This window comes from Sphingobacterium sp. LZ7M1, assembly GCF_024296865.1.
Classification (GTDB): domain Bacteria; phylum Bacteroidota; class Bacteroidia; order Sphingobacteriales; family Sphingobacteriaceae; genus Sphingobacterium.
Genome location: NZ_CP101134.1, coordinates 3,742,533 through 3,764,928, shown reverse-complemented (window position 1 = coordinate 3,764,928; position 22,396 = coordinate 3,742,533). Strand labels below are relative to the sequence as shown.

Sequence of the window (22,396 nt, the reverse complement as noted above, 5' to 3'; positions counted from 1 at the left end):
TCGAGCAAATGAAGAGATCAATCAGCTAATGAAAGCGAAGTTGTTTATCATTAGGATAAAATCTTTGCCTCATGGTCCTAATATGCTTAAAATGATGCTGTTTGGGGTGTTTTAATGCCTATATGGGTTAATTTAAGTAAACATTTATTTTGTATCTTTGATTAGAAGTAAATAAAAATGGACAAAATATGTTTATTATCGGTTCAGATATGTTGTTCATTCCGTTTCTCAATTGAGTATCTTCGTAAGAAGAATTCTGATGGAAATCTTAGAGGGGGAAATTTATCGTTCTATTGATCTTATTGGAATTTTTTGGACGGATCGTCCGTCCGGTTTTGAGTATTTTTATGAATCAAAAAAATAATTTTTAATTATGTTGAAAGGTTTTTTTACAGTTCCTACGCCAACGAATGAGCCCGTTTACTCATACGCTCCTGGGACTAAAGAAAGAAGTTTATTAAAAGAAGCTATTGCTGCTGCAAGAGCAACAGAAATAGATATCCCGATGTACATTGGAGGCGAAGAAGTTCGCACCAGTAAGAAAGTAAAAATCACACCACCACATGATCACAAACATGTGCTAGGTTATTTTAATCAAGGTACTAAAGAGAATGTCAAGGAAGCGATCGATGCTGCCTTAGCTGCTAAAAACGATTGGGAAAATCTTCCATGGGAACAAAGAGCTGCGATTTTCTTGAAAGCTGCAGAGTTGATCTCTACAAAATATCGCTATAAATTGAATGCTGCAACCATGCTAGGTCAGTCTAAGAACCCGTACCAAGCAGAAATTGATTCAGCATGTGAGATTGCAGATTTCTTGCGCTTCAACGTGAAGTACATGAGCGAAATCTACCAACAACAACCTCCAATCAACCCTAAAAATGTATGGAACAGAGTAGAGCAACGTCCTCTTGAAGGATTCGTGTTTGCATTGACTCCGTTCAACTTTACAGCTATTGCAGGTAATTTACCTACAAGTGCTGCGATGATGGGTAATGTGGTGGTTTGGAAACCAGCAAACACACAGATCTATTCAGCGAATGTGTTGATGGAGATCTTCAGAGAAGCTGGTGTACCTGCAGGTGTGATCAACTTGGTTTATGTATCAGGACCTGATGCTGGTGATGTGATCTTCAAACACCCTGATTTCGCTGGTATACACTTTACAGGTTCAACCGGTGTATTCCAAGATATCTGGAAAACAATTGGTGAGAATATCCACCTTTACAAAACATACCCACGTATCGTAGGTGAAACTGGTGGTAAGGACTTTATCTTAGCTCACCCATCTGCTGATTTAGATGTATTGAATACAGCATTGGTACGTGGCGCATTTGAATTCCAAGGACAGAAATGTTCAGCTGCATCACGTGCTTACGTTCCTAAATCTCTTTGGAAGGAGCTTAAAGAAAAAATGGAGCGTGACATCAAAACCTTCAAAATTGGTGGAACGGAAGATTTCAGCAACTTTATCAATGCGGTTATTGATGAGAAGGCTTTCGATAAGATCACAAAATATATCGATAGAGCCAAAGAGTCTAAAGATGCAGAGGTTGTAATCGGTGGTGAATACGATAAATCTAAAGGTTACTTCATTAACCCAACGGTTATCGTTGCTGAGAAAGCTGATTACGAAACGATGTCAGAAGAATTGTTCGGTCCAGTATTGACAATTTATGTTTATGACGATAAGAAATGGGCTGAAACCTTGAAATTGGTTGATACCACTTCAATCTATGCATTGACGGGTTCTATCATCTCTCAAGACCGTTATGCAATTGAAGAAGCAACTCATTATTTACGTAATGCAGCTGGTAACTTCTATATCAATGATAAATGTACAGGTGCCGTGGTTGGACAACAGCCATTTGGTGGTGCAAGAGGTTCAGGTACCAATGACAAGGCAGGATCTATGATCAACCTATTGCGTTGGGTATCTCCTAGAACGATTAAGGAAACCTTTAATCCAGATGTGGATTACCGTTATCCTTTCTTATCTGAGGAATTATAGAATATTATTAAAATAAGTCATGGGAGCTATCTGAAAAGGTGGCTCCTTTTTTTTGTGCTGCCCTTCGGTTCCGATAACTGTCGAAGCTACATTCCAAAATACAACCCCTAGCGGGCAATGTCATTTATTTAAGAAAGAAAACAAACTTTAGATTCTTCGTTACTTTTGGAGCGCAAAAGTGAACAAACAGACGAAGGAGCTCAGGGATACCAATTATCTTCATTACTTTTGAAGCCCAAAAGTAACCAAAAGGCTTCGGCTCATTTAAGATGGCTTTTCGCACCATTCATCGCACATGAAAAGAATGCCTTGATGTCGAGGATGCCGTTCTTCTAAATTCTCCCTTAAGATGGGAGAATTTCTTGAAAGCATCCAAGCCCAATCCCACCGCGCAGGGCCACGGCATTCTTTCCCTTTTTCCGCCATTGGAAATGAGCCAGGGGCTAAAGGACTTCCTGCGGAAGGATTGATGTTTGTAAATTTGGGAACCCACAGCGTGGGTGAAATATTTTTCTAAAAATCCTCTTTATTGGGCGAGCTTAATAAAAAATAGTTTCCTCATCTTACGATTTCGGAATGACCAAATCCGAAAAAAAATAAAAAAATAGATTCTTCGCGGCGCTCTGAATCCCTTTTGTGGATACATCCGATTTTGAATGATCAGTGAAGAATCTGTACGGCTCTCCAACAAAAAGTTCTGTCATAGTCAATCGAAGACTGACGAGCTGTACGCCTACGAAAATTGGAAACCCTTTAAGTGGACATGAGTTACGATCTTGGTCGGTCCTCTCATCCTTGGCATCCTGGTTCATATCCTGGTCTTGGTCCATCCTCCAATCCCATGAATCCTGGTTCTTGCCATAATCTTGGTCGATCCTCTCATCCTTGGCATCCTGGTTCAAACCATCTCCAGAACCCCTCCAATCTACTTCAATTATTTTTCTATCATTCCCTAAATTTTCTTATTTTGATACAGAAAATCACTGCAATACTAACGGTGGTGTTACCATTATTAAACTGATCATCAATTAGAGCTGCGAATATGTTTAAAAGATTGTTTTTATTGGAATGGAGATCTTTTTTCAGGTCGGCTGATCTGGGGAGAAGTTTGTCCGTTAGAATAATTTTGGGCTTACTTGGCCTTTATTTTTTGGGATCTGCAGTGACCTTTGGGGTTAGTTTGCATTTCTTGATCATTGAATTGTTTCCAAATCAGGAACCTATACATTTTGTGGGGAAATTTCTATTGTATTGGGTCTTTTTGAGCTTTTTGATGCGGATGATGATGCAAAAGTTGCCCATTCAAAATGTCAAGCCTTTATTGATCCTGAATATACCGCGGAGTAACATCGTCAATTATACCCTGTTAAAATCCTCCAATTCGTTTTGGAATTGGATGCTGTTGGCTGTTGTTGTTCCCTATCTGATCATTACCGCAAGAGTAACTGATTTAACGAATTTTCAACTGTTTTCATGGTGCATTGCGGTCGTGGGTTTTGAATTTGTTGTGAACTACCTGAATCTTTACATTCAACAAAATTTCAAAAATGGTCTTTTGAAAACGCTGCCCATAATGGCGCTTCTAGTGGTCATATTTTGTTTGGATCACTACAGTATATTCTCTGTTTCAGGACTGTTTGGTCAATTTTTTGATCTTGTCCTGACTTATCCACTATTATGTTTGGTTGCTGTTGTCTTGGCTATTTTGAGTTATTTTCTGTTGTATTTTAATGTGAAAGAGAACATGTTTTTGGATGCTTATCTACAGACAGAAAGGACAGTTGTCAAAAATTATGATCTCTCCTGGACGAATCGTTTTGGAGAATTGGCTCCATTCCTTCAGCTGGACATGAAGTTGATCTGGAGGTCAAAAAGAGCAAGGGCCGTTATTTTTGGTTGTTTGGTATTTTTGTTTTATGGCTTGTTCTTTTACCCACAGCGAGAGGGAAACCCAACTGCATTAGTTTTTGTTGGGGTTTTTATTACCGGAATATTTGTGATCAATTTTGGCCAATTTGTTCCAGCTTGGGATAGTACCTACTATGCGATGCTTATGACTCAAAATATGCCTATCAAATTATATTTGGAATCCAAAGCGATGCTGATGTATATTTCCATTGCGATCATGACCGTGTTGAGTACAGGATACTTTTACTTTGGATGGGTGGTTGTTTGGGTAAATATAGCTTGTGCGGTCTATAATTTAGGGGTCAATGTTCCTGTTATCCTTTATTTCGGAAGTATGAACAAGAAAAGGATCGATCTGGACAATGGAAATATCTTTAACTATCAAGGTACAGGTGCAGCTCAATGGTTAGTTGGTATTCCATTATTGATTGCCCCAATTATCATTTGGGCAATTGCCTATTATGCGGGAGGAATCAACATAGCTAATATTACGCTCATTGTCATTGGCTTAATTGGAGTTGCTTTGCGGAATGAAATATTAAATAGGATCGCTAAGAAATATCAAGAGAATAAATACAAGATATTGATTGGGTTTAAGGAGGTTAATAATTAACTGTAGATATTGAATTGAAAATAAATGATTGAGATAAAGGATATAATAAAAAGCTATAATGGAATTCGGGTTTTGAATATCCCGAGTTTACATATTGGAAAAGGGGAGAGCATAGGGTTGGTCGGAAACAATGGAGCTGGGAAAACAACTCTGTTTAGTTTGATTTTGGATCTGATCCAACCTGATTCAGGCGAGATATTGTTGAATGATATACCAGTCCATGGACAAGACGGTTGGAAGAAATTTACCACGGCTTTTATTGATGATAGCTTCCTGATTGGATACCTAACTCCCGAGGAATATTTCTATTTTCTAGGTGAGTTACGAGGAATGAACAAAAGTGATGTAGATAAGCTTTTAGCGGAGTATGGAGAGTTTTTTAATGGTGAAGTTTTGAATAAGAAGGTCTATGTGCGTGACCTTTCTAAGGGAAACCAAAAAAAGGTTGGTATCGTCGGGACACTCATTGGAAATCCTGAATTGATTATTTTGGATGAACCCTTTGCAAACCTAGATCCAACTACACAATTTAGGTTGAAAAAGCTGATTGCTAAAATAAGGGAAAATAAGGATGTAACTCTTTTGATTTCCAGTCATGACCTTTCCCATACCGTTGAAACCGCAGATCGGATCATTGCTTTGAGTATGGGGTTGATCGTTAAGGATGGTGTCAAAACGGAAGAAACATTGGCAGAGTTGAATTCATTCTTTGCTGTTGAATAAAAAGCTTCATGGCTAAGCCCATTTTATGGCTTAACTGAAAATAAGTAAGAATCCCAGATTGGAGATGGCCTTTAGCTGTTCTCCAATCTGGGATTTTTTATTTGATAGCTAGCTCAAAAGAGCTCATCCATTTTTTGAAAATCTATTGATGGTGCTTCCATCATCAAGGTTCAAGGAGACCTGAAGGGCTTTACCTTGGGCTGTGATGTCCACATAGGTTCTATTTCCTGCTTTTGGACCACCGCCAATTATCACATAATAATTATGGGAATTATCGGGTGGATGGAAACTGTATTTATGTGTATGTCCTGAAATTACGGCATCAACCTTATTATCATTCAATATGCTGTGGAAACATTCAAAGTTATGCTTGGTTCCATGCCAATCATCCGAATGATGGAAGGGGATGTGGGTTACGACAAGGGTATGTTTCGCTTCCTTACGTTCCTTAGATTGCAGCACCTTGGATAACCATGCCTTTTGCTCCAGTCGGTAATTGTCGTAATCCACGGTGCCGGCATATACTTCATGGTCGTCAGGTTTATCCTCACCACTGTCCAGAATAATCCAATAGATTGGCCCCATGCGAAATGCTTGGTAAAACTTGTTTTCTGGGTAATCAAAATACTTTTTGTAGTCTCTGGCGAAGCTTCCTCTAGTTTCATGGTTACCTCGTATCATGAGGAAAGGGGTGGTACTTGCAAATTTGTTTCCAATAGGCTTCAATAGTTTTTCGGTCAGGTCAGTTTGGTTGCTTACATAATGGAAGGAGTCGCCATTTAGGAATACCAAATCCTTTTTAGCCAATTTACTCTTATCAAAAAGGAAGGCATAGCTTTCTTTATCCTCATGTATGTCATTCAGGATCAAACATTGTATGCTATCCTGTTTCGGTAGAGGAACAGTAATCTCAAAAGGTTCCGATTGAATGGTTCCAGCATATTCAATTTTATAGGGTTCGAATTTACTGATTTCCTTTCCTACCACCTTGTATTTCAACTGACCGTTCTTATGGTTTACCTTGAATTTAAAAAGGTCGGTATTTGCGTTTCGCATTCCGTCCTCTACCTGATAAATGGATTTGACGGTTTTGTTTTTGGCATCCAGGACTTCAACCCAAGCGAGGCATGGTTTGTTGAATATCGCACAGATGGTTACAGTCTCGGCATTCAGGTTCTGTAAGTAGGGTGGACAGGCGAGCGAAAAGGCTTCGTTCTGATTAAGGATCAGTTTTTCTGCATAGGCAGGGGTACTGGCTCCTAAACCAATTAATCCTAATCCTTTCAGGAAATTTCTTCTATTAAAGTTCATGCTAGATTGAGGTTAGATTTTGTCTCTATAAATTTATAAAAAACATCCTAGCATTGGATAGGTAAATGATGATGTAGGACTAATTTTACAATAGCGGATTTTTTCTCCATAAAAAAACAGCAGCTCATTTGAGTTGCTGTTTCAATATGTCCTCCTATTAATTTGAAACCTAGAGGAGTTTTGTAAAAAATGATTCTAATTAATCTTCTTCCCTGATAGCGGCTTGATCAAGATCTTGACCACTTACTTCAGCTCTGATTTTGTGTTTTAGTTCATCCATTAAATCTGGATTGTCTAACAGTAAGGTTTTCACTGCATCACGACCTTGTCCCAATTTCGTATCACCATAGCTGAACCATGAACCAGATTTTTTGACGATTCCGTATTCCACCCCTAAGTCAATGATCTCACCAACTTTGGATATACCTTCACCAAACATAATGTCAAATTCAGCGATACGGAAAGGAGGGGCAACTTTATTTTTCACGATCTTCACTTTTACGCGGTTACCTGATACCTCATCAGAATCTTTGATCTGTGAAGTACGACGGATATCTAAACGTACGGAAGCATAGAATTTCAGGGCATTACCACCAGTAGTCGTTTCAGGGTTACCAAACATTACACCGATTTTCTCGCGCAATTGGTTGATGAAGATACAACAACAGTTGGTTTTAGAAATGGTACCGGTCAACTTACGTAAAGCCTGAGACATTAAACGTGCCTGAAGACCCATTTTGGATTCACCCATTTCACCTTCAATCTCGCCTTTAGGAACCAAAGCTGCAACGGAGTCAATCACGATAACGTCGATAGCTCCGGAACGGATCAAGTTATCTGCAATCTCTAATGCTTGCTCACCATTGTCTGGTTGAGAGATTAAAAGGTTCTCGATATCAACCCCAAGCTTTTGGGCATAATATTTATCAAAAGCGTGTTCCGCATCAATGATTGCTGCGATACCACCTTTTTTCTGTGCTTCTGCTACAATATGAGTGGCTAAAGTAGTCTTACCAGAAGATTCAGGACCATAGATCTCGATGATACGTCCTTTTGGTACACCACCAATACCTAAAGCGATATCTAAGCCTAAGGAACCTGTAGAGATAGCCTCGATAGGTTCAACAGCTGTATCACCTAATTTCATGATGGTACCTTTTCCGTAGTTCTTTTCTAATTTATCTAATGTAAGCTGTAAGGCTTTTAGTTTGTCTGAGTTGCTCATATTTTTAGTATAACGTTGTCAAAAATAATTTATAATATTGAATTCTACAAATAAAATGCTAAAAAAGTTAGTTATTTTGTTTTGATATGTTCAAGATGTTAGTTTTCTGTTGTTTTAAGCTAGATTTTGAAGAATGTTTTAATCTTTGTGGACTAATTTTGCTTTTTTATTCCGTTCAAAATATCTGCAAAAATAGGAGATGGGGCAAATAACGCATTTAGGGGATCTTGCCAGGCATATATATCGACCATGTAAGATTAGCCAATGATGTGCCATGGCTATGGTATCTTTAGGTAAATGTTTGACCAATTGTTTTTCTGCAGCCAGTGGCGTTGTTGCCTTATTGGTCAATCCTATTCGATCAGCCACCCGGAACACGTGTGTATCTACAGCCATGGCTGGGTTATGGAATACCACAGAAGAAATGACATTGGCAGTTTTGCGGCCTACACCTGGAAGTTTGACCAAGTCTTCGACCTTCTCCGGAATTTCTCCGTGGAATTCACTGAGGAGTTTTTGAGCCATACCAACCAAGTGTTTCGCTTTGTTGTTGGGATAGCTTACCGATCTGATATAAGTGAACACTTCATCAGGGGAGCTAGCCGCTAAGGATTCAGGATCGGGATATCGCTCAAATAGGGCAGGAGTCACCTGATTTATCCTTTTGTCTGTACATTGAGCAGAAAGAATAACCGCAATGAGCAATTCAAATGGATTGCCATAATTCAGTTCTGTCTGTGCGTCAGGATTGTGGGTAGAAAAATATTCAACAAAAGCCTTATAACGTTCTTTTATCAGCATAAACAAAGATAATAATATTTCTAGGGAAGATTTAAGCTTTGTTGAGGGAATAGGGTATAAATGACGAAGCCACTCTTTCTTAGAATGGCTTCGTTATTATAAGTTACGTAAGGTCTTAGAATAGTTGAGGATATTTTCTATAGTTCTGTCTTCTGGATCTTTAGACAACTGTTGTATGCAACTTTTGATTTTTTCCTCGAATGATAATTCAAGATTAGCGTCTTGAATGATACCTGAAAGTTGACCTTCGTAATTTACTTCTTTTGTATTAGTAGAGTTTTCGACCATAAGCATCTTGTTTTCTATCTAAACGCAAGATACTTAGCAATATTGTGAAAAATTTAACATTTTTTTACTTTTTTTCTGAAACTAATTTATTAGCCTCTACAATAGCATTATAAGCATTCACAATACCTCCGCTTACACTGATTTCATCCAAATACACGCGTTTTGAATTGCCATCTTTTTTGATCTTAACCTTTTGGTCAACCTTAGTTACGCTCTTCATGATGACCTCTTTAACTTGCTCGGCAGTCAATGAAGGGTAATATGCACGGATCATTGCTGCTAAGCCTGCAACAACAGGGGCAGCCATACTGGTACCTTGGTTTTCTTTGTATTTAGACTCTGGGATAGTCGAGTTGATCTTAACACCGGGTGCAAAAACATCCACGCTGCGGTAACCATAGTTTGAGAAGTTTGCTAATAGATCAGCGTCCTGTTTCAGTCCTGTTGCACCAACAGTGATCCAGTTCTTGGCTTCACCAACAACGGCATCTACACTATCGGTAAAATATTTGGTTGGGTAGTTTTTCTCTATATCATTATCCTGAGCATCATTACCAGCGGCATGAACAAGTAATACATCTTTAGATTCAGCATATTTAATGGCTTCGTCCACAGCCTTTTTATTGTATGCATAACCTTTACCGAAACTCATGTTAATTACTTTTGCGCCATTATCTACAGCATAGCGGATACCATTGGCCACATCTTTGTCGCGTTCATCACCATTAGGAACCAGGCGAACAGCCATGATCTGTACATGATCCGCAACACCGTTGACGCCTTTATTGTTATTGCGTTTTGCGCCGATAATACCGGCAACGTGAGTTCCGTGTTCAGCATCTGGACCTTTTACATCTGGGTTTCCATAATTGCGTTGGGAAGCATCTTCGTAGTCGTCGCCTACCACGTGTCTAGGATCAAACTCTTTGTTTAAATGGGAATCGACCTGATCGGTAAAGTATTTTACAGCATCCTCTATGTCCGTGTAGAATTTCTCGAATGAACCATTGTCAAGTTCTTTTTTTGCGATCCTAATGGCCATCTTTTGTTGATCACCTTCTGCTTGGAAAGCGTCCAAATCTGCTTTGGTAATATCTTTAGGCGCTTTGCCGATTTTTTTCACTACAGCATCCACTTCATTTTTAAGACGGCCATAGTTCAACTTGCCGAATGAAGCTTCTTCCATTTTAGAAGTATAGTCTGTGATCATTTTTTGGTAGGCCACGAACTCTCTTCTTTCCTTTTCAGAAAGAGGTGTACTTGGTAATACGGAAATGTATTTAGGTTCGTAGATACGGATCAGACGGGTTACCTCTAAATTGTCTTGATTAACATTCAATCCATCTTTACCGCCAATAAAGTTCCATCCATGTACATCATCGATATAGCCATTGCCATCATCATCTTTGCCGTTTCCAGGGATTTCCTTTGGATTGGTCCATAATACATCCTTTAAATCTTCGTGTTGAATATCCACACCACCATCTAGTACAGCCACAACAACAGGCGTTGCTTTTTTGCCTTTTAAAAGTTCTTGGGCTTTTTCAGTACTGATACCCATGACACCGTCTTTTTGAAAATCAAGATTATACCAGTTTGCTGGGGGAGTGGCAGTCTTATCTTGGCTAAATCCAAGGGTTGGAAGAATTCCTAAAGCTAAATAGCACAGAAATTTATTTGTTCCTATCATATTTTTATAGATTATAATTCGACAAATTTAATATTTTCAACTAGATGCTTTTGTTAATTAATCTAAAATCACAAAAATTTTATCTTATTTTTAAGCATTCATTAACCATTATTAACTATATAGTATGAAAGATAAATATGTAATTGGTTTAATATTGTCAATCATGATATCATCCTGTTCATCAGATAACAAAATACAGAAAGAGCCAGTGAGTTGGCCCGATGCAATGGCGCCTATTGCCGAAGAAATAGCCCATGAAAGAATAATCCATGGAGATACGGTCGCTGACCCCTATTATTGGATGATAGATTATTTCAAAAAAGGACCAGATTCTTCGAAGGTTGTGGCTTATCTGGAAGCGGAGAATAAATATACAGAGGCCATGATGAAGGATACGGAATCTTTTCAGGATATCCTTTTCAAAGAGATGAAGGGTCGGATCAAAGAAACCGATGAAAGTGTCCCATATTTGAGAAACGGGTATTACTACTATCAAAGAACGGAAGAGGGGAAACAATACTTTAAGCTGTGCCGCAAGAAAGGCAGCCTAGATGCCAAAGAAGAAGTATTGTTAGATGTGGATAAGATGGCTGAAGGCTTTGCCTATTATGCCATTGGTGGTGCTACGGTGAGTCCGGACAATAAATTGCTAGCCTTTTCGGTAGACACGGTTTCCAGGAGAGAGTACGTCATTCAGTTTAAGAACCTGGAAACAGGCGAACTTTTAGCCGATAAAATTGTCAGGACTTCTGGTGCTGCTGTTTGGGCATCTGATAATAAAACGATTTTCTATACTTCCAAAAATCCTGTGACCTTATTGAGTGAAAAAATAAAGCGTCATGCCTTGGGTACTGATGCGGCATCGGATGCAGTGGTATATGAGGAAAAGGATAATACCAACTATATAGGGGTAAGTAAGTCCAAGAACGATCAATACATCTTTATCTATTCAGGAGGTACATTAAGTTCGGAGACCAGGTACATTAAAGCTGATGAGCCCAATGCGGAGTTCAAGGTATTCCAAGCCAGAATGAAGGATGTGCTCTATGATGTGACGCCATTGGCAGATAAATTTTTGATTGTTACCAATGATAATGCCCAGAACTTTAAGGTGATGGAAACGCCATTGGATAAGACGGCTAAAGAAAACTGGAAGGAATATATCCCACACAGAAAGGATGTCTTGGTACAGGGGATCGATGAGTTTGCGGATTATGTAGCCATATCTGAAAGGAAAAATGGCTTGACGCAATTGGCCATCAGGAACCTTAAGGATAATTCTCAGCATTACCTTGATTTTGGTGAAGCTGCCTATACGGTTTATCCGAGCACAAACGCAGAATACAATACCGATGTATTACGATATGGATATACTTCCATGGTCACTCCATCGTCTACATTTGACTATAATATGAAGACCAAAGAAAAGACCTTGATGAAGCAACAAGAGGTACTTGGCGGTTATGAAATGAAGAATTATGTGACGGAGCGTGTAATGGCCAAGTCTACAGATGGTACGGAAGTTCCAATTTCTATCGTCTATAAGAAGGGCACCAAGAAAGATGGAACTGCTCCATTGTTGTTGTATGCATACGGTTCCTATGGTAATTCCATGGACCCAAGCTTCAGTTCTTCGAGATTGTCTCTTTTGGACCGAGGTTTTATCTATGCATTAGCGCATATTCGTGGTGGTGAGGAAATGGGAAGACAGTGGTATGAGGATGGGAAAATGATGAAAAAGAAAAATACGTTCACTGATTTTATTGACTGTGGCAAGTATTTGATCGATCAGAAGTTTACAGCCAAGGAGCATCTTTATGCCCAAGGCGGAAGTGCGGGCGGATTATTGATGGGTGCCGTGATCAATATGTCGCCAGAAATCTGGAATGGAGTGATTGCGCAGGTTCCATTTGTCGATGTAGTGAATACCATGTTGGATGAAAGCATTCCATTGACGACGAATGAATATGATGAATGGGGAAATCCCAACAATAAAGAAGCATACGATTATATGAAATCATATTCTCCATATGAAAACATTGAAGCGAAAGAATATCCAAACCTATTGGTTACCACTGGGCTCCATGATAGTCAGGTGCAGTATTTTGAGCCTGCAAAATGGGTAGCGAAAATGCGTGCAACCAAGAAAGGTAACAATGTCATCCTATTGAAAACGGATATGGATTATGGACATGGTGGCGCATCGGGAAGGTTTGATTACTTAAAAGATGTGGCATTGAGTTATGCATTCCTATTTAAGTTGGAGGGAATTACCAAATAAAAGAGAAAAGACAGATACAAGAAAGGGCAATAGATGATTCTATTGCCCTTTCTTGTATGATTTTAAAAATTTCTTATTTGTGATTTAAGCTATCGGCTTTGTTTTCTGCTTCAATTTCGCGGGCATCGATTTGATGCTGCTTGTAGTTTTCCATTGCGATCTTGCTTGCACGTTGAGAAACGACCAGGCCAAAAATGGCAACTACAGTTACGACTATTACTCCCCACATATATTTCTTCTTGTCTTGCTTAACCAACCAATACATGAAAAGGATGTAAGGGATAACGAATAGGGCGTAAAAAAAGATACTTGGACCAACCATGATTTTTTAATTTGATGCAAAATTAAGGATTTATTTATATATCGATGCAAATGCTTCATTTTGAATTGAAATCTTACAAAACAATGAAAGATTTTAAACGTTTCAATAATTGGAAAGTCTGATTGAAAGGTTTTCAATGAATTTGGGGCGTATTTATTTTATAAATAAAAAAACTACTTTCAGATTGCATAAAAGAAAAAAATAATTGTTTACTTTTGCGCTGTCTGATCACTAAGTATCAAAGGCAAAAATGTATGTATTGTAACAAGTTATATATGAACTCTTTCGCTCAAGCTTGCATCAAGCTTAGGATAAGGGCATATTATGCAATGCGTAGATTTAATTGTCCAGTTCTTCGATTCCGACGACCTATTCTGCCTCGAGCTTGATACCGAGGCAGGCAAACTTCCCATATTGTCATTCACCCAGCTCGGTGATTGATATTCAAATTAGATTAGTTAGTTCAAATACTTTGGTATTTATTTTTTAGGTCGACATTATTCAATGACAATCTCAGATTTTTTAATTATTCCCGCGACGGCAAACCATGTTAAGTATGCCGATGAAGTCTGTAATGAAATGTTCGAGTCTGCAAAGGCTCGTGGGACGGGCATTGCACGCAGAAAACCAGAATACGTAGCGCGCAAGATGGAGGAAGGTAAGGCTGTTATTGCTTTACATAAGGATGGTACTTGGGCCGGTTTCTGTTATATTGAGACTTGGAGCCATGGTGATTATGTGGCGAACTCTGGTCTTATTGTCAATCCACTTTTCCGTAAAGTAGGTTTGGCAAAAGCAATCAAGAAGCGCGTGTTTGATCTGTCAAGGGAGAAGTATCCAAATGCAAAGATTTTTGGCCTGACTACAGGTTTGGCTGTCATGAAAATCAATTCCGACCTAGGATATGAACCTGTTACCTATTCTGAATTGACTCAAGATGAGGAATTCTGGAAAGGCTGCCAGTCCTGTGTGAACTTTGATATCTTGGTCTCTAAAGATCGTAAGAACTGTATGTGTACTGCGATGTTATGGGACCCGGTAGAAAAAGAAAAAGAACTGAAGGAAAAGATCCTTCGTAAGGCCGAAGCTAAGGAACGTCTTGACCGAATTTCCAAAAAGCAATCTCTATTGAAGAGAATTGAAGCAAAACTTTGGAGGTCGACTAAAAAAATGGTCGCTGCGGTAATTCCCGTAGGGATTAGACCTGTTAAAGGTTTTTAATTTGTTATTTTTGTTATCATCAGCATATTAATCGTTATCAAATGAAAAAAGTAGTTTTAGCATTTAGTGGTGGGTTGGATACTTCATTCTGTTGTATCTATCTGTCTCGTGACTTAGGATTAGAAGTTCACTCCGTAGTAGTAAATACCGGAGGTTTTTCAGAGGAAGAATTAAAGAATATCGAAAAGAAGGCCTATGATCTAGGTGTAAAGTCGCATACTACTATTGATGAAACTGAAGATTATTACCAAGATACCATCAAGTATTTGATTTTTGGGAATGTCTTGAAAAATGCTACCTATCCGCTTTCAGTGTCAGCCGAGCGTGTTTGCCAAGCTACAGCTATAGCAAACTATGCGAAGAAAATTGGCGCAGAATGCGTTGCACATGGTTCAACAGGTGCAGGTAATGATCAGGTACGTTTTGATATGATCTTCCAGACCTTGATTCCAGGTGTAGAGATCATTACTCCAATCCGTGATCTACAGTTATCACGTGAGGCGGAAATTGATTATTTGAATTCACATGGTGTTGAATATTCTGCTGATAAAGCAAAATACTCGATCAATAAAGGATTATGGGGAACTTCAGTAGGAGGGGCTGAGACGCTTACTTCGAATGAATACCTTCCAGAATCTGCATGGCCAACTCCTGTAACTTCTACAGAACCACGTAAGATTACTGTTGATTTTGAAAACGGTCAACCAGTTGCTTTAGATGGTGAGAAAATGAGTCCTGTTAAGGTTATCCAAGAGTTGCAAGCGATTGCACAACCTTATGGAATCGGTCGTGATATCCATGTTGGTGATACCATCATCGGGATTAAAGGACGTGTCGGTTTTGAGGCTGCAGGCCCAATTATTCTGATCAAAGCGCACCATGCTTTGGAGAAACATACCTTGACCAAATGGCAACTTTCATGGAAAGACCAATTAGCGGGATTCTATGGTAACTATATGCACGAAGGTCAGATGCATGATCCAGTGATGCGTGATATGGAGGCATTCCTTCAAAGTTCGCAAGATACCGTTTCTGGTCGCGTATTTATTGAGCTTCACCCTTACCGATTTGTAATCTTAGGTATTGAATCTGAACACGATTTAATGTCCAACAAGTTTGGTTCATACGGTGAGATGAACAAAGGCTACACTGGTGATGATGTAAAAGGGTTCTCGAAAATCTTCGGTAACCAAACCATCATTTGGCACAAAGTTAATAACAAAGGCTAATCGCCTTTCTTCAAATATTGAAAATCTTTTTGCAAACCAAGGTAGCTGTCTAGGCACCTTGGTTTTTTTGTTTTATTTTGACTGATTATTTATCATAATGGAAAAAATTAAAGTAGGAATTGTAGGGTCGGCAGGCTATACCGGAGGTGAATTGCTTCGGGTATTGATCTATCACCCGAATGTGGATATAATATTTGCCAATAGTGCTTCCAATGCCGGCAATAAACTTTCTGATGTTCATAATGATTTGTTTGGAGATACAGACTTAACGTTCTCTTCAGATTTTCATTCTGATATCGATGTTCTGTTTTTATGTGTAGGACATGGCGATGCGCGCAAGTTTTTAGATGCCCATCCTATCGATCCTTCCGTAAAGATCATTGATCTTTCCCAAGATTACAGGCTTAAGGCAAATACGGAATACCAAGGTAAGAATTTTATCTACGGTCTACCTGAATTGAATAAATCCGATATTGTTTCGGCGCAATATATTGCTAATCCCGGCTGTTTTGCCACGAATATACAATTGGCATTATTGCCTTTGGCGAACAAAGGAATATTGGGCGACCAAATCCATGTGAATGCAACAACAGGGTCAACAGGTGCTGGTCAAAAACCTTCTGCTACGTCGCATTTTTCCTGGAGAAGCAATAACCTTTCGGCCTATAAGTCATTTGAGCACCAGCATCTGCAAGAGATATCGGAGTCGCTCAACCAATTGCAGGAAGGATTCCTTCCAGCTGGAGATGGATCTCTACTAGAAAGAGCTGCCCAGAAAATTAACTTTATCCCTCAACGAGGAGCATTCCCTAGGGGTATCTTTTCTGCCATCTATGTCGATTCAGATCTTTCGGAAGAGGAAGCTTATGAGCTTTACGAGTCTTATTATGGTTCGCATCCTTTTACCCATGTATCTAAGGCTAATATTGATATCAAACAAGTGGTCAATACCAACAAGAGCATCATCCATCTAGAGAAACATGGCGAAAAGCTGTTGATCCTGAATATTACTGATAATCTATTGAAGGGTGCTTCTGGACAAGCGGTACAGAATATGAACCTGATGTTTGGATTGGATGAAAAAGCGGGATTAAACCTGAAGTCGGTTGGCTTTTAGTGTTCGGGGATTTGAGATGTGAGATATGAGATTTGAGAGATGTCCATTGTCCATCCCTAAATAGGGTTGACCGTTTTTATACTTATCTCATTTTCATCAAATGTAGTAATGATCGTTTAGGTGATAGCGCGGTTGCTATCTCAATACTCAAATCAACTACATAATAAACAGAAGGGCTTGCACAGATCTTGTACAAGCCCACATTCACTAACAACACATATTAACTGTATAAAAGATATAATAAAACAACTTAACCTTAATTATTTTAGAGATGCTACTGATTTATAGTCCTACAAACTTATAGACGAAAACAGGGTCTTCCATTTCGGTATCTTTAATTTCATAGATATATAGGCGTTTTACTTCCTCAAAATCCTTGATTTTCCATAGCCAAGTGTCTGGTTGTAAATCTTTCGGTTCTGCGTTTCTAGTTGTAGTTCCATTCGTACTACAACCCTTTTTTACGGTTGTAAATGTTCCAGATATAGGGTGAAAAGTGAATTTATTTCCTTCGAAAACCGTTGTTCCAGTTTTTTTTGTGAAAATCTCAGTGACACAGTTTGAGGCACTTCTAGTTCCTAAATATTGATAGAATTCCAATTTTCCTTTTTTATTTTGTTCTGTAAAATAATATTCCCGAGCGGCTTCCCAATCACTTCCTAATTGATGTCCGTCTCTATCATAATAGGATATAGGCCCTAAACCTCCCCAGAACCAAAGACCATTTTTTAGTTCGGAAGGGGTCTCTGTTGCTGGCTTATCCTGAGGAACAGGCTTTTCCTCTTCAATATTTGTTTTTTTACATGATAATAATATCGATGCACATATTGCCAATAAATAATACATAGTTTTCATGATCCATTTATATAATTCTAATTTGATAATTACCAACCCCTTGGTACTCGGTAGATCCCTCTAACGCTTCCTATACGCACCTGTTCATTTGTGATTGCGGACCTGAAATAGCCGGAGCTTTCGATGACGAAGATTCCTGATATATATTTTTTGCCGTTTTCTTCCGTTTCTTTGACGGTGAAATATCCAGGACTATCTTTGAAATCTTGGTCATCCTTATATACTGAAGAGTAAACATGGCTTAGGCCTGGGGTAAAATATGCAAAGGTAACTTGCTGATCGGCTTCATTGAACATGGACCAAGTGTATCTTTTTTCTGTGCTTGACAGGGCCGATTTTGGCCATAAGAAAGTAATTTGAGGATCCGTGCTATTTGCTACAATGTTGTTCATGCTATGGAAGCTAGTTCCAGGGACATTACCTGCTGCACCCAAATATGTTCTCCATTCGCCCCCATCTAAACTAATCATAATGCCATCCTCAATGATGTGGATTTCACTTATTAAAATTACTTGATGCCCTCTAACACTTAATTCTACGGAAACCGTGGCAATATTTTTAGCGGGTTTGGATGAAGGTGATAAATATTTTGCTTTATTTCCATTCACGACCAGTCTTCCAGGGCCATCCAACTTCCAATTTTTAATATAGGTTTGACTTAATGGTATAGGAGTTCCAGCATTTATTGGCTGCACTAAGGGTACCAAAAGATCGCCGTCTACGGGATGGACATTTTGAATAGCGGCCAATTCAAGGGACTCACTTAGTCCTATGGTTGCCATATTTGGTGTTAATTGCATGGTTTCGATCATTGACCAATCACTAAAGTGGTCTGTCAGGACGCGTAATTCCTTTTTGTTTAGATCAATTTCATTCTTTCCTGGGCATATCCAGGTTCCTACCTCATTTTGATACGCAATTTCTAAGGTTTTGGATAAAAGGGACTGTTGGCTTTGTCCCTCTAAATTGAAGGTAATAGTTACCTCCTTATGTAATTCGATATTTTCTGGCGTAAAGCGATATGAAAAGCCGCTGCCTCCAGGACTGCTGTTTTCAAGCGGTTGTATACCAATTTCCTGTTCCTCGAGTAGGGCGCCTTCAGGGAATAATATTTTTACCTTACCATCTGAACTTTGTATAGACCCTCCTTCAGGACCGATAAATTCATAAACAGGTTCATCTATCGCCTCACCAATAGGCATTTCATATTTGATAGTATCTTTAATAGGTTCTTCCTCTTCTAACCTTAGATCGTTCCGTTCACAGGCCAGAACACTTGAAAATAAAAGGATAAGATGAAAGATAATTACGGTTTTTAAACCAGTTTTTAGATGATTTTTCATGATAATTATTTACAATCACTATAAGTCAATTCATACTCTAACTTGTAGCCATTCAATCTGTTTTCAACGATTTTTATTGGGTACTCTTCTTTATTGTAGGTTATTGTTCGGTCGAAACTGACACTTTGGGATAGCTTGAGCACAGGTACTTCATTTACTTCAGCAGTATTGTGATAATGGTAGTAACTCATGATGTTATTTTTACTTTCAGGGAGAAGCAAATCTAACCTTGTTTGATGGTATAGGTTGATGGCAAAAGCAGGGTGGATTTCACCGGTATGCTTGTCGTCATAATGATACTCATCTTTAGAGGATAAATAATGATGGTTGGGATTTGCAGTACTGACTTCGTAAGTCTCGGTTTTGATGACCTGCTTGCCTTGATCAATGGAATAGAAATATTTGATCTTTTCCATTAATAGATTGTTTGAGTACAATTTCAGTTCTGAAACTTTGTTATCTTTGTTATAAGTGAACAAATAGGATTCAGTTACTGCAGGAGAGATATTGTCATATCGAACCTCAGCACTTTCAATCCTTTTACTATTAGCTGCATAATTTAAAGAATACCTGATTTTAAGGATTTCATTTGCATCATAAAAAGACACTGATTTGACCAACCCATCTATGGTCGCTACACGTCGAATGAGGTCTTTTGTCCCTCGTGTGAAGTTTATTACTTCTTTTAAGTTTTTGTTCTCATAAGATAGTTGAGATTCCTTATAAAGGTTTCCTACGAAGGTATTTAAACCGAATCCATCGAATTGTTTTAGGACAGATAAGGTACATCCTTTTTTAGGAGGGGTTGGCTCGACAACTTGATCCTGATTACAACTTGAAAGGATCAAGAGAAGGCTTGCCAGGTAAATTTTTGTTTTATTGTTTTTCATGACTTTTGGTTTCATTAAAATTTATGGAACAAATTTGAGCCTAATCATTCCCCATTTTTTAAGTAGCAGACCTGAATTTTATATCTCCGTAGATGTACTGAAATTGGCGGTCCTTGCTGTCTTTTCCGTAGAACTACGTATTTCTTTATATCCGTGCAGGTATCGAAAAAGTGTCGCTTATTCGCTGCTAGCTTTGTTAAAATTTAATATTATGATAAAGACATCAGTAATACTTGTGTGCCTAATGGCAACAATGACCATAAGCTACGGTCAATCTATCCTTAATCGGATTAAGGATAAGGTGAAGAACAAAGTTGAGCAGAAGATTGAAGAAGGTATTGACAAAGGGATAGATAAAGCAGAGCAAAAAGGGACTGAAGCTGTCAAGAATGAAACCGTAAAGAACAAAGGGTCAAAGCCAGAGAATAAGCCCAGCAATAAGGAAAAGGGAAACGGAGAGACGGAACAAGCTGGAAAGGGTCTTTCAAGTTTTCAAAGCTACTCAAAGTATGATTTCGAAAGAGGGAGCCAAATCCGTTTTTCGGATGATTTTTCTGAAGATGTTATTGGAGAATTCCCTTTGAAATGGTCAACCAATAATAGAGGAGAAGCTGTAAATGTAAAAAACAGTATAAATAAATGGCTTCGCATGTATCAATCTTCAAAATTTGTATCACCAATGATCAGTTCACTGCCAGTAAACCATACGATAGAATTTGATTTGATCCTAAATTTTGATAAAGGGGGCAATAGTTATCGCTTCCCAGGGCTACAGCTGAATTTGTTGGCATTGAATGGAAAGAATAATGTCAAAGATTATTTGGTGAACAATAATTCCAAGGGGGAATTGATCATTGAAATACTACCAGGAGAGGAAGGCAGTTCCAACATCTCCTTAAAGGTAAATAAAGAAGGGAGTTTGTTTTTTCAGAATGAAGAAAAAGGCTATCGGAAGCTGGATTCATTTTACGGCAAACCAATTCATATTGCCATCTGGAATCAAGGGCAAAGAATTAGGGTTTGGCTCAACGAGGAAAAGATATATGATATTCCAGTAGCCATTCCGCAGGGCGTTGTCTTTGACCATTTGGGCTTTAATGTAGAGGGATCTGCCTATCAGGATGAGCAAGTTGGTTACTACATAGGTAATGTTATGGTTGCGGATGCAATGGCGGATCTAAGGTCTAAATTTTTGACAGAGGGCAAGATCGTAACACAGGGAATTCTATTTGACACCAATTCATCGAATATTAAACCAGAAAGTGTAGGGACAATCGATGCTATTGCCAAAATATTTATTGATAATCCAAGTCTGAATATAGAGATCAAAGGACACACAGATAGTGAAGGGGATGAACAAAAGAATCTGACATTATCTAACCAAAGGGCAGAATCAGTAAAAAACTATTTAGTAGAAAAGCATAAAATAGCTGGGTCTAGGTTAAGGTCAAGTGGGGCAGGCGAAGGAAGTCCGATAGAGGATAATGCTACTTCAGCTGGAAGAGCAAAAAATAGAAGGGTTGAATTTATTAAGTTCTAGTAATCTATGAGAACTATTATTTTATTGCCATACTTCTTATTTGGGCTGGGAGCAGAAATGATCTTTGCTCAAGAAAAGGATCCTATGACCGTAATAAATCATTGGGAAAGCCTATTGGTTTTAGATCCTGATATTGATTTGACAGCAAGCCAACATCCAAAGAATGAATTGGTCGAGGAACATAAGAACAAACATCTAGCAGCAATTAACGAAACGTTGGACCTATTTTATGCTGACCTTATACCCTCTTTTGAAAGCAATAAACTGCATGGGAATATGACTCTTGCTGAGAAGAATTTAAGGGAACAAGTGGCAACCCATAGGTTGGGGCTTTCTGAAGCTTCTCAAATTGTGGCTTTTAGGATTGCCATAAAAAAAAGGGGACCGATAAGTAGTAATAGCTACTCTTGGATAGACTTTGAAAATTCTGGTATTAGTATATCCCAAGTCAAGGCGATAGAGCAGTTGTTAGGAAGTCTAAAAAGTAATGAAAATAATATTTCTGATTTACCAACACTTTATGCCGGTAATTTAATGGAATTAGAATCTACTCTGAGGGAAGAACTGGATGCTATTCCTAAGGTTTGGGTGTTTCATAAGCAGGAACCGAGTATTATTATGGAAATGGAAAACCCAAAGAAAGCCATTGAGCTGCAGATCCGATATGACGGAAAACGGTACTTATTGCTGAAACAGAATTATGCGAAGGTTTATTTGGATTGGAAAGCAAAACAAGGTCGATTGGAGGAGGCTATTAGGTTGTACAAAGCCCTTACCCCACAACGAAAAACCCAAAATGGATTTACTGTTTTTGACGACCTTTCAACGCGTATCTTGGAGCATATCCAAGAACATATAGTGAACACGGATTTGGCACTGAATATTGCTCAAAACACACTATGGAGTAAGGAGCAGTTAAATTTTCATATTTCTACCTATAATAATTTTCAAATTGTTGAAAATCAATAAAATTTCAATTTCTACTCACTAATTTTGTGTCTGAGAAACAGCCAATTATACCATGAAAA

18 protein-coding genes are annotated in these 22,396 nt (G+C 38.5%); 9 read left to right on the top strand and 9 right to left on the bottom strand.

Going from position 1 to position 22,396, the window contains the following annotated elements; genetic code table 11:
- Nucleotides 1-373 precede the first annotated feature (373 nt).
- Nucleotides 374-2,011 carry an L-glutamate gamma-semialdehyde dehydrogenase gene (gene pruA, locus NMK93_RS16105; RefSeq protein ID WP_185213346.1) on the top strand — a complete coding sequence of 546 codons (1,638 nt, stop codon included), beginning with the start codon at nt 374-376 and terminating at the stop codon, nt 2,009-2,011.
- A 563-nt stretch (nt 2,012-2,574) separates the two neighbouring features.
- On the opposite strand, the gene NMK93_RS16100 is transcribed toward pruA, so the two are convergent.
- Nucleotides 2,575-2,913, bottom strand: a complete 339-nt coding sequence (locus tag NMK93_RS16100) for a hypothetical protein (RefSeq protein WP_254529600.1) — start codon at nt 2,911-2,913, stop codon at nt 2,575-2,577.
- Between the two features lie 140 nt (nt 2,914-3,053).
- On the opposite strand from NMK93_RS16100, the gene NMK93_RS16095 reads away from it, so the two are divergent.
- Nucleotides 3,054-4,532: a DUF5687 family protein gene (locus NMK93_RS16095; protein ID WP_254529598.1), complete on the top strand. Its 1,479-nt coding sequence runs from the start codon at nt 3,054-3,056 to the stop codon at nt 4,530-4,532.
- A 24-nt stretch (nt 4,533-4,556) separates the two neighbouring features.
- The gene (locus tag NMK93_RS16090) at nt 4,557-5,255 is read left to right on the top strand and encodes an ABC transporter ATP-binding protein (RefSeq protein WP_185213349.1); all 699 of its coding nucleotides are present in this window, start codon (nt 4,557-4,559) and stop codon (nt 5,253-5,255) included.
- Between the two features lie 123 nt (nt 5,256-5,378).
- Here NMK93_RS16090 and NMK93_RS16085 read toward each other — a convergent pair whose 3' ends face one another.
- From NMK93_RS16085 to NMK93_RS16070, 4 genes are all read right to left on the bottom strand, one after another.
- Complete coding sequence (locus NMK93_RS16085; protein ID WP_254529596.1) at nt 5,379-6,566, bottom strand: metallophosphoesterase; 1,188 nt, start codon at nt 6,564-6,566, stop codon at nt 5,379-5,381.
- Between the two features lie 199 nt (nt 6,567-6,765).
- Nucleotides 6,766-7,791, bottom strand: coding sequence for a recombinase RecA (gene recA, locus NMK93_RS16080; protein WP_254529594.1), 1,026 nt, complete (start codon nt 7,789-7,791; stop codon nt 6,766-6,768).
- Nucleotides 7,792-7,929: 138 nt separating this feature from the next.
- Nucleotides 7,930-8,592: an endonuclease III gene (gene nth, locus NMK93_RS16075; RefSeq protein WP_254529592.1), complete on the bottom strand. Its 663-nt coding sequence runs from the start codon at nt 8,590-8,592 to the stop codon at nt 7,930-7,932.
- Nucleotides 8,593-8,944: 352 nt separating this feature from the next.
- Nucleotides 8,945-10,570: a S8 family peptidase gene (locus tag NMK93_RS16070; RefSeq protein ID WP_185213354.1), complete on the bottom strand. Its 1,626-nt coding sequence runs from the start codon at nt 10,568-10,570 to the stop codon at nt 8,945-8,947.
- Between the two features lie 124 nt (nt 10,571-10,694).
- Here NMK93_RS16070 and NMK93_RS16065 point away from each other — a divergent pair, with 124 nt between their 5' ends.
- Nucleotides 10,695-12,851 (top strand): S9 family peptidase, encoded by a 2,157-nt coding sequence (locus NMK93_RS16065; RefSeq protein WP_254529590.1) that lies wholly within the window; start codon nt 10,695-10,697, stop codon nt 12,849-12,851.
- Between the two features lie 73 nt (nt 12,852-12,924).
- Here the strand turns inward: NMK93_RS16065 and NMK93_RS16060 are convergent, their stop codons facing one another.
- A complete protein-coding gene (locus tag NMK93_RS16060; protein WP_185213356.1) occupies nt 12,925-13,173 on the bottom strand; it encodes a hypothetical protein in 249 nt (82 codons plus the stop codon).
- Nucleotides 13,174-13,677: 504 nt separating this feature from the next.
- Between NMK93_RS16060 and NMK93_RS16055 the strand changes: the two genes are divergently transcribed.
- From NMK93_RS16055 to argC, 3 genes are all read left to right on the top strand, one after another.
- A complete protein-coding gene (locus NMK93_RS16055; RefSeq protein ID WP_185213357.1) occupies nt 13,678-14,394 on the top strand; it encodes a GNAT family N-acetyltransferase in 717 nt (238 codons plus the stop codon).
- A gap of 41 nt (nt 14,395-14,435) precedes the next feature.
- The gene (gene argG / locus NMK93_RS16050) at nt 14,436-15,623 is read left to right on the top strand and encodes an argininosuccinate synthase (RefSeq protein WP_185213358.1); all 1,188 of its coding nucleotides are present in this window, start codon (nt 14,436-14,438) and stop codon (nt 15,621-15,623) included.
- Between the two features lie 97 nt (nt 15,624-15,720).
- Nucleotides 15,721-16,740, top strand: coding sequence for an N-acetyl-gamma-glutamyl-phosphate reductase (gene argC, locus NMK93_RS16045; RefSeq protein WP_254529588.1), 1,020 nt, complete (start codon nt 15,721-15,723; stop codon nt 16,738-16,740).
- A gap of 282 nt (nt 16,741-17,022) precedes the next feature.
- Here argC and NMK93_RS16040 read toward each other — a convergent pair whose 3' ends face one another.
- From NMK93_RS16040 to NMK93_RS16030, 3 genes are read right to left on the bottom strand one after another with little or no spacing between them, the layout of a single operon-like run.
- Nucleotides 17,023-17,595, bottom strand: coding sequence for a hypothetical protein (locus NMK93_RS16040; RefSeq protein WP_254529586.1), 573 nt, complete (start codon nt 17,593-17,595; stop codon nt 17,023-17,025).
- A 29-nt stretch (nt 17,596-17,624) separates the two neighbouring features.
- Nucleotides 17,625-18,938: a hypothetical protein gene (locus NMK93_RS16035; RefSeq protein ID WP_254529584.1), complete on the bottom strand. Its 1,314-nt coding sequence runs from the start codon at nt 18,936-18,938 to the stop codon at nt 17,625-17,627.
- 5 nt (nt 18,939-18,943) lie between these two features.
- Nucleotides 18,944-19,828, bottom strand: a complete 885-nt coding sequence (locus tag NMK93_RS16030; protein ID WP_254529582.1) for a hypothetical protein — start codon at nt 19,826-19,828, stop codon at nt 18,944-18,946.
- A 211-nt stretch (nt 19,829-20,039) separates the two neighbouring features.
- Here NMK93_RS16030 and NMK93_RS16025 point away from each other — a divergent pair, with 211 nt between their 5' ends.
- A complete protein-coding gene (locus tag NMK93_RS16025; protein WP_254529580.1) occupies nt 20,040-21,368 on the top strand; it encodes an OmpA family protein in 1,329 nt (442 codons plus the stop codon).
- A 6-nt stretch (nt 21,369-21,374) separates the two neighbouring features.
- Nucleotides 21,375-22,337, top strand: a complete 963-nt coding sequence (locus NMK93_RS16020; RefSeq protein WP_254529578.1) for a hypothetical protein — start codon at nt 21,375-21,377, stop codon at nt 22,335-22,337.
- Nucleotides 22,338-22,396 lie beyond the last annotated feature (59 nt).

Excerpts from the sequence above, each read along its gene's own strand:
- NMK93_RS16055 (WP_185213357.1), top strand. The coding sequence starts at position 13,678 with ATGACAATCTCAGATTTTTTAATTATTCCCGCGACGGCAAACCATGTT.
- NMK93_RS16095 (WP_254529598.1), top strand. The coding sequence starts at position 3,054 with ATGTTTAAAAGATTGTTTTTATTGGAATGGAGATCTTTTTTCAGGTCG.
- NMK93_RS16090 (WP_185213349.1), top strand. The coding sequence starts at position 4,557 with ATGATTGAGATAAAGGATATAATAAAAAGCTATAATGGAATTCGGGTT.
- NMK93_RS16020 (WP_254529578.1), top strand. The coding sequence starts at position 21,375 with ATGAGAACTATTATTTTATTGCCATACTTCTTATTTGGGCTGGGAGCA.
- nth (WP_254529592.1), bottom strand. The coding sequence starts at position 8,592 with ATGCTGATAAAAGAACGTTATAAGGCTTTTGTTGAATATTTTTCTACC.
- NMK93_RS16070 (WP_185213354.1), bottom strand. The coding sequence starts at position 10,570 with ATGATAGGAACAAATAAATTTCTGTGCTATTTAGCTTTAGGAATTCTT.
- NMK93_RS16060 (WP_185213356.1), bottom strand. The coding sequence starts at position 13,173 with ATGGTTGGTCCAAGTATCTTTTTTTACGCCCTATTCGTTATCCCTTAC.
- argG (WP_185213358.1), top strand. The coding sequence starts at position 14,436 with ATGAAAAAAGTAGTTTTAGCATTTAGTGGTGGGTTGGATACTTCATTC.
- NMK93_RS16085 (WP_254529596.1), bottom strand. The coding sequence starts at position 6,566 with ATGAACTTTAATAGAAGAAATTTCCTGAAAGGATTAGGATTAATTGGT.
- NMK93_RS16065 (WP_254529590.1), top strand. The coding sequence starts at position 10,695 with ATGAAAGATAAATATGTAATTGGTTTAATATTGTCAATCATGATATCA.
- NMK93_RS16030 (WP_254529582.1), bottom strand. The coding sequence starts at position 19,828 with ATGAAAAACAATAAAACAAAAATTTACCTGGCAAGCCTTCTCTTGATC.
- pruA (WP_185213346.1), top strand. The coding sequence starts at position 374 with ATGTTGAAAGGTTTTTTTACAGTTCCTACGCCAACGAATGAGCCCGTT.
- NMK93_RS16035 (WP_254529584.1), bottom strand. The coding sequence starts at position 18,938 with ATGAAAAATCATCTAAAAACTGGTTTAAAAACCGTAATTATCTTTCAT.
- NMK93_RS16025 (WP_254529580.1), top strand. The coding sequence starts at position 20,040 with ATGATAAAGACATCAGTAATACTTGTGTGCCTAATGGCAACAATGACC.
- NMK93_RS16040 (WP_254529586.1), bottom strand. The coding sequence starts at position 17,595 with ATGAAAACTATGTATTATTTATTGGCAATATGTGCATCGATATTATTA.
- recA (WP_254529594.1), bottom strand. The coding sequence starts at position 7,791 with ATGAGCAACTCAGACAAACTAAAAGCCTTACAGCTTACATTAGATAAA.
- argC (WP_254529588.1), top strand. The coding sequence starts at position 15,721 with ATGGAAAAAATTAAAGTAGGAATTGTAGGGTCGGCAGGCTATACCGGA.